Source organism: Arthrobacter sp. StoSoilB22 (assembly GCF_019977315.1).
Taxonomy (GTDB): domain Bacteria; phylum Actinomycetota; class Actinomycetes; order Actinomycetales; family Micrococcaceae; genus Arthrobacter.
Genome location: NZ_AP024652.1, coordinates 1,895,433 through 1,907,799, shown reverse-complemented (window position 1 = coordinate 1,907,799; position 12,367 = coordinate 1,895,433). Strand labels below are relative to the sequence as shown.

Sequence of the window (12,367 nt, the reverse complement as noted above, 5' to 3'; positions counted from 1 at the left end):
TTTTGTACACAGTCAGGGGCCATATAGGCCCCTGACCTGCGACAACACAGTGCCCGAGGTGGGACTCGAACCCACACACCTTTCGATACTGCATTTTGAGTGCAGCGCGTCTGCCAATTCCGCCACTCGGGCGCGGATATGCGGGGAAGTCAGCTGCTCTCATCTATGTGAGCAACGCGATCCTTTCCCAGCACGCGAAATTACTATACATGCAGATAGGCTGATTCAAAGAACCGGGCACGCCGATGCAACAAAACCAGCCATCAATGAGTCCACACTAAGATGGACATGAACCCGCCGAACCTTTTCAAGGAGATCCCGTGACCGAACAGACGGAGTCCACGTCCACAGCCCAGCCGGCCCGACGCGTTGTCGTTGCCGAGGATGAGACCCTCATCCGCCTGGACATTATCGAGATTTTGAAGGGCGAGGGGTACGACGTCGTCGGCGAGGCAGACAACGGCGAGAAAGCTGTGCAGCTGGCCGAGGAACTCAAGCCTGACCTTGTCCTCATGGACGTCAAGATGCCTGTCATGGACGGTATTTCGGCTGCTGAGAAGATCGTCAAGGCACGCATTGCACCTGTTGTCCTTCTGACTGCTTTCAGCCAGAAGGAACTGGTGGAGCGCGCACGCGACGCCGGCGCCATGGCGTACGTCGTCAAGCCGTTCTCCCCCGCGGACCTGATCCCGGCCATCGAGATCGCACTGTCCCGCCATGAGGAGATCAAGGCGCTTGAGAACGAGGTTTCCGACCTCCAGGAGCAGTTCGCTACGCGCAAGCTTGTAGAGCGCGCCAAGAGCCTCCTGACCACCAAGATGGGCTTGACGGAGCCGGAAGCTTTCCGCTGGATCCAGAAGACCTCCATGGACCGTCGCCTCAGCATGCGTGAGGTTGCCGAAACCATCATCAACCAGGTCAACTAACACAAAGCAACGCACGACGGCGGCCGCTCACCTCACGCGAGGTGAGCGGCCGCCGTCGTAATCGCCATAGACAAACAGAAAGCGGGCCCCGCCATAAGGCGGGGCCCGCTTTCAGCAACCGAGGACTTACGCCTTGGTCTTGGACTTCTTCTCAGGCCACGGGCCAACGGGTTCCTTGCGGGAGCCGTCGTCGGTCTTGGAGGTGTCGGCGAGGTCGCCTACCTTGTGGACCTTCAGCGAGTTGGTGGAACCGGCCTGTCCGGGAGGGGAACCGGCAGCGATGACAACCAGGTCGCCTTCGTCCACGAGGTCCATTTCCAGCAGGCTCTTGTCCACCTGTGCGGTCATCTCGTCGGTGTGGCCCACGGAGGGCACCAGGACCGGCTGGATGCCCCAAGTGAGGGCCAGCTGGTTCCAGACGTGCTCAACGGGTGTGAACGCGAAGACCGGCTTGACGGGGCGCAGGCGCGAGAGGCGTCGTGCCGAGTCGCCGGACTGGGTGAAAGTACAGATGTACTTGGCGTCCAGCTGGTCGGCGATTTCGACGGCGGCACGGGTGATGGCGCCACCGCGGGTCTTGGGCTTGGTGCCCAGCGGGGGGACGCGCTCAAGACCGTGGACCTCGGTGGATTCGATGATCCGCGCCATGACCTTGACGGTCTCAATGGGGTACTGGCCCACGGAGGTTTCGCCGGAGAGCATGACTGCGTCGGCGCCGTCGAGAACTGCGTTGGCGCAGTCGGAAGCCTCGGCGCGGGTCGGGCGCGGGTTGTCGATCATGGATTCGAGGACCTGGGTGGCCACGATGACCGGCTTGGCCCAGCGACGTGCCAGTTCGATGGCGCGCTTCTGGACGATCGGGACCTCTTCGAGCGGCAGCTCGACGCCGAGGTCGCCACGGGCAACCATGATGGCATCGAACGCGTCGATGATTTCGTGGAGCTGCTCTACTGCCTGTGGCTTTTCGATCTTGGCGATCACCGGCACGCGGCGGCCTTCTTCGTCCATGATCTCGTGAACGCGCTTGATGTCTGAGGCATCACGGACGAACGAGAGGGCGATCAGGTCTGCGCCGCGCTTGAGGGCCCAACGGAGGTCGTCCTCGTCCTTTTCGCTCAAGGCGGGGACGTTGACGGCTACACCGGGCAGGTTGATGCCCTTGTTGTTGGAAACCTTGCCGCCAACCGTCACGGTGGCAACAACCTTCACGTCGTCAACCTCGATGGCACGCAGTGCCACCTTGCCGTCGTCAATGAGCAGGGCATCGCCTACGTTGACGTCCTCGGTGAGGCTCTTGAGCGTGGTGGAGCAGATGTCCTTGGTACCGGGGACGTCCTCGGTGGTGATGGTGAAGGTATCGCCGACAGCCAGTTCGTGGGGGCCGTCGACAAAGCGGCCCAGGCGGATCTTGGGTCCCTGGAGGTCAGCCATGATGGCAACCGGCTTGCCCAGCTGTGCCGCAGCCTTGCGGACGTTCTCGTAGGTGTTGTCGTGCACGGAGTAGTCGCCGTGGCTCATGTTCATGCGAGCAACGTCGACGCCGGCCTCCAGCACCGCGAGGGTGTTCTCGAAGCTGGAGATAGCCGGGCCGAAAGTTGCCACAATTTTCGCGCGTCTCATATACCTACCCTAAGTAGTCATGCTGATTGAGTAAAAGAAACGTTCCTGCCGGCGCTATAAGACCGCTATCGCCCGGTCGGTGGGGGCGACCGGTGCCGGGAGAATGGTGCTTCCCATCAGGAACCTGTCCACTGCGGCCGCGCAAGCACGGCCTTCCGCAATGGCCCACACAATCAGTGACTGGCCACGTCCGGCATCGCCGGCAACAAACACTCCCTCGGTGTTCGTCATGTAGTAGCCGTCGCGGGCAACGTTGCCCCGACTGTCGAACTCTGCGCTGACCTGCTCAGTGATACCTGCCGGCTCAGCACCGGTAAAGCCCAGGCTCAAGAACACAAGGTCAGCTGGAATGATGCGTTCTGTACCGGCTTTGGGCAGGCGCTTGCCGTCCACAAACTCGGTTTCAGCAACTTTAACGCCGGTGAGTTTGCCGTTTTCGCCAACGAACTCAACGGTTGATGCAAGGTAGGTACGCTCTCCACCTTCTTCGTGGGCGCTGGCGACCTCGAACAGGGTGGGGAACGTCGGCCACGGCTGGTGGGCGGCTCGTTCGGCCGGCGGCTGCTGGCCGATGGCGAGCGTGGTCACCGATGCTGCCTGATGGCGGTGTGCGGTGCCGATGCAGTCAGCACCGGTATCGCCACCACCCAGGATGACAACGTGCTTGCCACGGGCGTCGATGTGGTTTTCGGGGCTCTCCCCCGCGACGACTCGGTTAGAAGGGACCAGGTAGTCCATGGCGAAGTGCACGCCGTCAAGGTCGCGGCCCGGGATGGGGAGGTCGCGCGGGACGGTGGCCCCGGTTGCGACCACCACGGCGTCATACCGGCGGCGCAGCTGCTCCCACGTGACATCCGTACCAACGGCAACGCCGGTCCGGAAGCGGGTGCCTTCGGCCTTCATCTGCTCAAGGCGGCGGTCAACCTGTTCCTTCTCCATCTTGAAGTCGGGGATGCCGTAGCGGAGCAAGCCGCCAATCTTGTCGTCGCGTTCGTACACAGCAACGGTGTGGCCCACACGGGTCAGCTGCTGCGCCACAGCCAGGCCTGCAGGGCCGGAACCCACCACAGCCACCGTCTTGCCGGTGAGGCGAGTCGGCGGAAGGGGCTGGACCCAGTCGTTATCGAAGGCTTGGTCGATGATGGAGACCTCGACCTGCTTGATGGTCACGGCAGGCTGGTTGATGCCCAGCACACAGGACGCTTCGCAGGGTGCAGGGCACAGGCGGCCGGTGAACTCCGGGAAGTTGTTGGTGGCGTGAAGGCGCTCAATCGCTTCTTCACCCTTGTCCCGCCACACGAGGTCGTTCCACTCGGGAATGAGGTTACCCAGCGGGCAGCCCTGGTGGCAGAACGGAACACCGCAGTCCATGCAGCGGCCGGCCTGGCTCTTCAGGACGCCCTTTTCCTGGGCTTCGTACACTTCTTTCCAGTCCATGATGCGGACGGGAACGGGACGGCGTGGCTGCGTCTCGCGCTGCCGGACTTTCAGAAATCCGCGTGGATCAGCCACCGGTTACCTCCAGGATTCGAGACCATACTTCTTCGCCATCGGGGTCAAGGCCCTCTTCGATGGCGTCAAGACGGGTTTGCAGGACTGCGGCGTAATCGCGCGGCAGCACTTTGGTGATGCGGGCGGCGGTGTCGTCGAAGTTTTCGAGCAGACGGCCGGCCAGGACGGATTCGGTTTCTTCAAGGTGCTTGGTGAGCAGACCATGGACAATGTCGCGGTCCTCGGCATCGAGCTCCAGGAGCTGAAGTTCACCGGTATCGAGGGCCATCTTGTTGACGCGCTCAGGCTGCAGGTCCAGCACGTAGGCGGTTCCACCGGACATGCCGGCACCGAAGTTACGGCCCGTGCGGCCGATAATCAGCGTCTGGCCACCGGTCATGTATTCGCAACCGTGATCGCCAATGCCTTCGACGACGGCGGTGGCACCGGAGTTACGCACCAGGAAGCGTTCACCAACCTGGCCCCGCAGGAACATTTCACCGCTGGTAGCGCCGTAACCTATGACGTTGCCGGCAATGACATTCCGCTCTGCCTGGAACACGTTGGTGCGGTCCGGGCGGACGATGATTCGGCCGCCGGAGAGACCCTTGCCAACGTAGTCGTTGGAATCGCCGAACATACGCAGGGTAATGCCCGCGGGGAGGAACGCTCCGAGTGACTGGCCTGCGGTGCCGTTGAGCGTGACGTCGATGGTGTCGGTCGCCAGGACATCGATGCCGAAGGTCTTGGTCACCACGTGGCCGAGCATCGTTCCCACGGAACGGTCCGTGTTGATGACGTCCAGGGTGATCTTGACGGGCATGCGGTCGCTGAGCGCTTCCTGGGCCATGGTGATCAGCCGCTGGTCGAAGTGCTTGTCCAGCTCGTGGTTCTGGCCGGTCATGTTGCGCAGCGGCACGTCGTCGTCGAACTCCAACCCGTGCAGGATGGGGTCCAGGTCCAGCCCTTCGGCCTTCCAGTGGTTGATCGCTTCGCGGGTATCCAGGACCTCGGCGTGGCCAATGGCCTCTTCCAGGCTGCGGAAACCAAGCTCGGCAAGGATTTCGCGGACTTCTTCTGCAAGGAACTCGAAAAAGTTGACCACGAACTCGGGCTTGCCGTTGAACCGGGAGCGAAGCTCGGGGTTCTGCGTGGCAACACCAACAGGACAGGTATCCAGGTGGCAGACGCGCATCATGATGCAGCCCGAAACCACCAACGGAGCAGTCGCGAAGCCATACTCTTCGCCGCCCAGAAGGGCCGCAATGACAACGTCGCGGCCGGTCTTGAGCTGCCCGTCAACCTGAACCACCACGCGGTCGCGGAGACCGTTGAGCATCAAGGTCTGCTGGGTCTCGGCGAGGCCAAGTTCCCACGGCACGCCCGCGTGCTTGAGCGAGTTCAGCGGCGAGGCGCCGGTACCGCCGTCGTGACCTGAAACAAGCACGACGTCGGCCTTCGCCTTGGTGACGCCGGACGCCACCGTGCCGATCCCGACTTCCGAAACCAGCTTGACGTGAACACGGGCCGAAGGGTTGGCGCGCTTGGCATCGTAGATGAGCTGCGCGAGGTCTTCGATCGAGTAGATGTCGTGGTGCGGGGGCGGCGAAATGAGTCCAACGCCGGGAGTGGAGTGCCGTGTCCGGGCTACCCAGGGGTAGACCTTCTGCGCCATCAGCTGGCCGCCTTCGCCGGGCTTTGCACCCTGGGCCATCTTGATCTGGATGTCCTCGGCGTTGGTCAGGTACAAGCTGGTGACGCCGAAGCGACCAGAGGCAATCTGCTTGATGGCCGAGCGCCGCTCAGGATCCAGCAGGCGATCAACGTCCTCGCCACCCTCGCCCGTGTTGGACTTGCCACCCAAACGGTTCATGGCGATAGCAAGTGTCTCGTGGGCTTCCTGCGAGATGGAGCCATAGCTCATGGCACCCGTGGAGAAACGCTTGACGATGCTGGAGACAGGCTCCACTTCCTCCAGCGGAACTGCCGGACGGACACCGTCCTTGAACTTGAGGAGCCCGCGGAGGGTCATCAGGTTCTCGGACTGATCGTCAATGCCCTTGGTGTAGGACTTGAAGATGTCGTAGCGGCGTTCGCGGGTGGCGTGCTGCAGGCGGAAAACCGTCTCCGGGTTGAAGAGGTGCGGTTCGCCGTCGCGGCGCCACTGGTACTCGCCGCCGCCCAGCAACGGCTGGTGCGGGTGCTCGATGCCACCTTCGGGGTACGCCATCTGGTGACGTGCCGAAACTTCGGCTGCGATGACATCCAGGCCGACGCCGCCCAGCTGGGAGTGCGTACCTGAGAAGAATTCGTCCACGAGTTCCTGGGACAGGCCCAGTGCTTCGAAGGTCTGGGCGCCCGTGTAGGAAGCCACAGTGGAAATGCCCATCTTGGACATAATCTTCAAGACGCCCTTGCCCAGGCCCTTGATGAGGTTGTAGACACCATCTTCGGCGGTGACGCCAGTGACGTCACCATTGGAGATCAGCTGCTCCACCGATTCCATGGCCAGGTACGGGTTGACGGCGGATGCGCCGTAACCGATGAGAACTGCCACATGGTGTGTCTCGCGAACGTCTCCGGCCTCAACGACCAGGGCGGTCTTGGTGCGGTTCGCGCTGCGGAGCAGGTGGTGGTGAACGGCGCTGACCAGCAGGAGCGAAGGAATCGGGGCCCATTGCGCGTTCGAGTCGCGGTCGGACAGCACAACGTACTGCACGCCGCGGTTGATCGCGCCGGAAACCTGTTCGCAGATCTCCGTCAGACGTGCACGCAGTGCCGCTTCTCCACCCTCGGGGCGGTAAAGGCCACGAACCTTCATGGCGATGCGATCGCCGTCGGGGGTTTCGATGTTCGCGATCTTGGCAAGCTGATCGTTGTTGATCACCGGGAACGGCAGCGAGATCTGCGGCTGTCGGACCTGCTTGCCATCCAGGAGGTTGCCGTTGGGACCAATGGCACATTTCAGCGAGGTGACCAGCTCTTCGCGGATAGCATCCAGCGGCGGGTTGGTGACCTGAGCGAAGGACTGCACGAAGTAGTCGAACAACAGGCGCGGGCGCTTGGAGAGCACAGCCACCGGGGTGTCCGAGCCCATGGCACCCAAGGGCTCGGCGCCGGTGCGGGACATAGGTCCGAGCAGGATCTTCAACTCTTCGGTGGTGTAGCCAAAGGTCCGCTGACGGATGTTCACCGAAGCGGCCGTGTGGACCACGTGCTCACGCTCGGGAAGCTCGTTGATGTCGATCAGGTTGTCCTTGAGCCAATCAGCCCAGGGGTTGGCCCCGGCAATTTCAGCCTTGACCTCGGTGTCGTCAATGATGCGTCCGGCTTCGGTGTCCACCAGGAACATCTTGCCCGGGGCTACGCGGCCCTTCTTGACCACGTTGGAAGGCTCAACCTCAATGACACCAACTTCGGAAGCGAAGATGATGAGGCCGTCTTCGGTGATCCAGTACCGTCCCGGGCGCAGGCCGTTGCGGTCCAGTGTGGCGCCAACAAGGCTGCCGTCGGTGAATGACACAGCGGCAGGACCGTCCCACGGCTCCATGAGCAAGGAGTGGTACTCGTAGAACGCACGGCGCGCGGGATCCATGGTGGCGTGGTTCTCCCATGCCTCCGGGATCATCATCATGATCGAGTGCGTGATCGGACGGCCGGAGAGCCAGAGGAGCTCGGCCACCTCATCGAAGGAAGCAGAGTCCGAGGCGCCCGGGGTACAAATCGGGTAAAGCTCCTCGGGCACCGAACCCAGCAGGGGGCTGGCCAACTGCGACTGGCGGGCACGCATCCAGTTGCGGTTGCCCTTGACCGTGTTGATCTCACCGTTGTGGGCGATGGTGCGGAACGGCTGCGCCAACGGCCAGGACGGGAACGTGTTGGTGGAGAAGCGTGAGTGGACGATCGCAAGCTTCGTCTTGAACCGCTTGTCCGAAAGGTCCGGGTAGAACGGCTCCAGCTGTGCGGTGGTCAGCATGCCCTTGTACACAATGGTGCGCGAGGACAGCGACGGGAAGTAGACACCGAACTTGTTCTGGGCGCGCTTTCGGATACGCCAGGCACGGGAGTCCAGTTCATTGGGCTCAAGGCTTTCACCGGTGGCCGAAGCGAAGAACGGCTGCGAGAAGTACGGCATGCAGGCCCGCGCCATGGCTCCGACCAGGTCTGCAACCACCGGGACCTCACGCCATCCGAGGACTGTGAGCCCCTCATCAGCGGCGAGGGCTTCGATACCGGCTTTGGCGTTGTCAGCTTCACGGGACTCAGCTGGAAGGAAGGCGGTGCCCACCACATACTGGCCCGGAGCAGGCAGTTCGAATTCGGTGACGGCCCGGAAGAACTCGTCCGGGACCTGCATCAGCAAGCCCGCACCGTCGCCGGTACCTTCGTCGGCGCCCACGGCGCCGCGGTGTTCGAGATTGCGGAGGGCGGTCAGCGCCGCTTCCACGATGTCGTATCCCGGTTCCCCGCGGAGCGTGGCAATAATAGCCAGGCCGCAGGCGTCCTTCTCCTTATCAGGGTTGTAAAGACCCTGAGCCTCCGGGAGCGCGGCAAAGCGCTTGAACGGAGACATGGCACCCTGAGGTTCGATATTTTCGGACCAACCGGGGTTATGAAGATGGGTCATGGGAGACGTCCTTCCTCGAGATCGTGCGTATGGAAGGGACAACGTTGGCCCCACCTTGCCTGCCCTGTGACGGGCACAACAAAGCGCTAGTAATTGGAATTGTAGGCCAGCCGATCCAGCGCAACGAACAGTTACGCAGACCTCTGGCCCCGGCTTGACCAGTGAACATCGGTATGCTGCGATCCGGTTTCCGGGGTGCCACGACGCTGTGGACTGGGCCCTACGAGCGGTGACTCTGTTGCCCCTTTACCGAACGCGACTACTTGGTGTCGTCTGCCTTCGGCGTGGATCCGGGGGCCTTCCTTGCGGCAGTAGCAGCAGATGTGGAACCGGTGCCGGACGTGATGTCCTTTCCCGCCTCCCCTGCTGATTCCTGCGGCTCGTCAACGTGGCCCGGATCGCTTTGGTTATCTGGGAGATTACCACGCGAACCAGTATCTGAGACAGATGCGTCCACATCATGACTGGTGACGCTGGTCACCGCAGCCGGCTCCTTTTCCGCCGTTTTTTCGGGCTCGCGGCCCGGCAAATAAGGTGTATCGGGCACCGGCCGGCCCTTACGGCCCAGGACGAAGAAGACCGCCAGAGCGGCGATAAAGACAAAGATGCTGGTCCACACATTAAGCCTGGTGGTAATCCCGAAAAGGCTGATCTGCTCAGCATCGTCAATGCGCAGCGCTTCAATCCACACGCGGCCCAAGGTGTAGTACACGGCGTACAACCAGAAGAGCCGACCCCACCGGAAATTGAACTTCCTGTCCAGCAGCAGAAGGATGGCGACACCCACCAGGTTCCACAGCATCTCGTAAAGGAACGTCGGGTGGAACAGAGTGCCCGCAGCCATGTCCGGCGGGAAGTTGGCATTGGCGGGGTCAATCTCGAGTCCCCACGGCAACGTGGTGGGCGCGCCGAAAAGTTCCTGGTTGAACCAGTTTCCCAAGCGTCCGATGGCCTGGGCCAGGAGCAGCCCCGGAGCTGCTGCATCCAGGAATGCCGTCAACTTAACGCCTGCCCGTCGGCAACCGATCCATGCACCTACCGCACCGAGGATCACAGCACCCCAAATGCCCAAACCACCCCGCTGGATCTGCGGAATCAGCGAGAGGTCCCCTGTGCCGTCAAACCCGGGCCCGAAGTAAGCGTCGGGGGAAGAGAAGACATGGTAGAGGCGGCCACCGATAATGCCGAAGGGGATCGCCCAGATGGCGATGTCCCACAGACTGCCCTCAGGCGCCCCGCGGCGCTTCCAACGTGCCGAGGTCAGCCACAAGCCAACGATGATGCCCGCCAGGATGCAGAGGGCGTATGCGTGGATGCGCAACGTCCCCCACGGTAGCGGAATGTCGAAACCGGACCACGATGGGCTCGGGATACTCAAGGGGACCATTGCCGCAGCGTGGAGGACGGTCTGCATTCGCTTCGCTGTTTCCTTTTTCTAGGCTTCTGCAGCTGCGCGGCCCAGGCCGGCGCTGAGGTTCTTGGTGAGTTGTCCGACGGCGTCCACGCCGCCGTCGCGGAGGGCCGCCACCAAAGCGGTGCCGACGATCACCCCGTCCGCATAGGCAGCGATTTCACGCACGTGATCCGGGTTGGAGACGCCCAATCCGACACAAACACGCTCGGCGCCGGCCTCGTGGGCACGAGCCACCACGCTTTCTGCACTACTGCTGACGGAGGTTCGTGTTCCGGTAACGCCCATGATGGAGACAGCGTAGACGAATCCACGGCTTGCCTTGACCGTCATGTCCAGTCGCTCCGGAGTGGAAGAGGGCGCCACAAGGAACACCCTGTCCAGGCCGTACTTGTTGGAGGCTTCGATCCACTCATGAGCCTCGTCAGGAACCAGGTCAGGGGTAATGAGCCCTGCTCCCCCGGCTTCGGCCAGGCGGCGGGCGAACTCGTCCACGCCCATGCGCATGACCGGGTTCCAATACGTCATGACCAAAACTGCTGCATCGGTGGCGGCAGTAATGCCTGCAACCACGTCAAAGACGTCTGCGACGCGGAATCCGTTGGAGATCGCTTCAGTGGTAGCGGCTTGGATCACGGGACCGTCCATCACGGGATCGGAGTACGGAATGCCGATTTCGATGAGGTCAGCACCGTTCCGGGCCAAGGCTATGCCGGCCTCGATGCTCTCCTTGACCGTGGGGTAGCCGGCGGGAAGGTACCCCACCAACGCGGCCCGGCCTTCTGCTTTGGCCCGGTCAATGACGGCGGCGGATTTGCTGGCGAATTCTTCAGTCATCAGTTCTGGTCCTCGTTGACATCCACGGCTGCTTCGTTGGTGCGCTCGGTGGGCCCCTTAGGCTTCCGCGTGGACAGTGTGGTGCCCTTGACGTGCCCTTCCTCGTCCAACATGTTGAACCAGGCGGCAGCAGTCTCCACATCCTTATCGCCACGCCCGGACAGGTTCACGATCACTGTCACGTCCGAGGGATTTTCCTTGCCCTCCGTGAGACGCTGGCCGATCTTGATGGCACCGGCCAATGCGTGGGAGGACTCGATAGCCGGGATGATGCCTTCAGTCCGGCACAGGAGGCTGAACGCATCCATGGCTTCGGTGTCCGTCACGGCCTCGTAGGTGACACGCCCGATGTCAGCAAGGTAGGAGTGCTCCGGGCCGACGCTCGGGTAATCCAGCCCGGCAGAAATGGAGTGTGACTCAATGGTCTGACCGTCTTCATCCTGCATCAGGTACGAGCGGGCGCCGTGAAGTACGCCCGGGCGGCCCAGCGAGATGGCTGCAGCGTGGCGGCCTGTCTCCACTCCTTCGCCGCCGGCTTCAAAGCCGTAGATCTTCACTGATGCGTCGTCAAGGAATGCGTGGAAGAGGCCTATTGCATTGGATCCTCCACCGATACATGCAGCGATGGCGTCGGGAAGCTTCCCGGTTTGCTCCAGGATCTGGCTGCGCGCCTCTTCACCGATGACTTCGTGGAAGTAGCGGACCATGGCAGGGAAAGGATGCGCTCCGGCGGCGGTACCCAGCAGGTAGTGGGTGTGCTCCACGTTGGAGACCCAATCCCGAAGGGCATCGTTGATGGCGTCCTTGAGTGTCTGCGAACCGTTGGTCACGGGAACCACTGTGGCGCCCAGGAGCTGCATGCGCGCCACGTTCAAGGCCTGCCGGCGGCAATCCTCGGCACCCATGTAGACCACGCACTCAAGGCCCAGCAGTGCTGCGGCGGTTGCGCTGGCCACGCCGTGCTGGCCTGCGCCGGTCTCGGCGATGACGCGGGTCTTGCCCATCCGCTTTGCGAGCAGTGCCTGGCCCAGGACGTTGTTGATCTTGTGGGAGCCGGTGTGGTTGAGGTCCTCGCGTTTGAGGAAGATGCGCGCCCCGCCTGCGTGCTCCGAGAAGCGCTTGGCCTCGGTCAGCAAAGACGGCCTGCCGGAGTAGTTCTTGTTGAGGTCCTTGAGCTGGGCGATGAAATCAGGATCAGCTTTGGCCTTCTCAAAGGTGTCCTGAACTTCGTCAAGGGCGGCAATGAGCGACTCGGGCATCCAGCGTCCGCCATAGCTGCCAAAGTAGGGCCCCGATGCATTCCGCAGCGAAGGGCCACCTTGGAGGAATGCATCCGCTGCATTCTCGTCTGAGCCGGCTGTTGGCGCGTCGACCATCAGTCTCACCGTCCTGTTCCAGTTAGTTCTTTGGTAGTTCCACGTGCCACAAGGCAGCCGCAGGCTGATGCCCGGGCTG

Annotated in this window: 7 protein-coding genes and 1 tRNA gene; 1 reads left to right on the top strand and 7 read right to left on the bottom strand. The window is 62.4% G+C overall.

What is annotated here, in order from left to right; all coding sequences use genetic code 11:
• Positions 1-50: 50 nt before the first annotated feature.
• Positions 51-132 (bottom strand) — tRNA-Leu (locus tag LDN70_RS09000).
• A gap of 188 nt (positions 133-320) precedes the next feature.
• Here LDN70_RS09000 and LDN70_RS08995 point away from each other — a divergent pair.
• Complete coding sequence (locus LDN70_RS08995; RefSeq protein ID WP_011774540.1) at positions 321-926, top strand: ANTAR domain-containing response regulator; 606 nt, start codon at positions 321-323, stop codon at positions 924-926.
• Between the two features lie 126 nt (positions 927-1,052).
• Here the strand turns inward: LDN70_RS08995 and pyk are convergent, their stop codons facing one another.
• The 6 genes from pyk to trpB form a co-directional block, all read right to left on the bottom strand.
• A complete protein-coding gene (pyk, locus tag LDN70_RS08990) occupies positions 1,053-2,546 on the bottom strand; it encodes a pyruvate kinase (protein WP_142939414.1) in 1,494 nt (497 codons plus the stop codon).
• Between the two features lie 54 nt (positions 2,547-2,600).
• Positions 2,601-4,058, bottom strand: a complete 1,458-nt coding sequence (locus LDN70_RS08985; protein ID WP_223942335.1) for a glutamate synthase subunit beta — start codon at positions 4,056-4,058, stop codon at positions 2,601-2,603.
• Positions 4,051-8,664, bottom strand: a complete 4,614-nt coding sequence (gltB, locus tag LDN70_RS08980) for a glutamate synthase large subunit (protein WP_223942334.1) — start codon at positions 8,662-8,664, stop codon at positions 4,051-4,053. The genes LDN70_RS08985 and gltB overlap by 8 nt, the downstream gene beginning before the upstream one ends.
• Before the next feature lie 259 nt (positions 8,665-8,923).
• Positions 8,924-10,078 (bottom strand): prolipoprotein diacylglyceryl transferase, encoded by a 1,155-nt coding sequence (lgt, locus tag LDN70_RS08975; protein ID WP_166842029.1) that lies wholly within the window; start codon positions 10,076-10,078, stop codon positions 8,924-8,926.
• A 21-nt stretch (positions 10,079-10,099) separates the two neighbouring features.
• Positions 10,100-10,912, bottom strand: a complete 813-nt coding sequence (trpA, locus tag LDN70_RS08970; RefSeq protein WP_166842028.1) for a tryptophan synthase subunit alpha — start codon at positions 10,910-10,912, stop codon at positions 10,100-10,102.
• Positions 10,912-12,288, bottom strand: coding sequence for a tryptophan synthase subunit beta (trpB, locus tag LDN70_RS08965; protein ID WP_166842027.1), 1,377 nt, complete (start codon positions 12,286-12,288; stop codon positions 10,912-10,914). Before trpB ends, trpA begins: the two co-directional genes overlap by 1 nt.
• Positions 12,289-12,367: the final 79 nt, after the last annotated feature.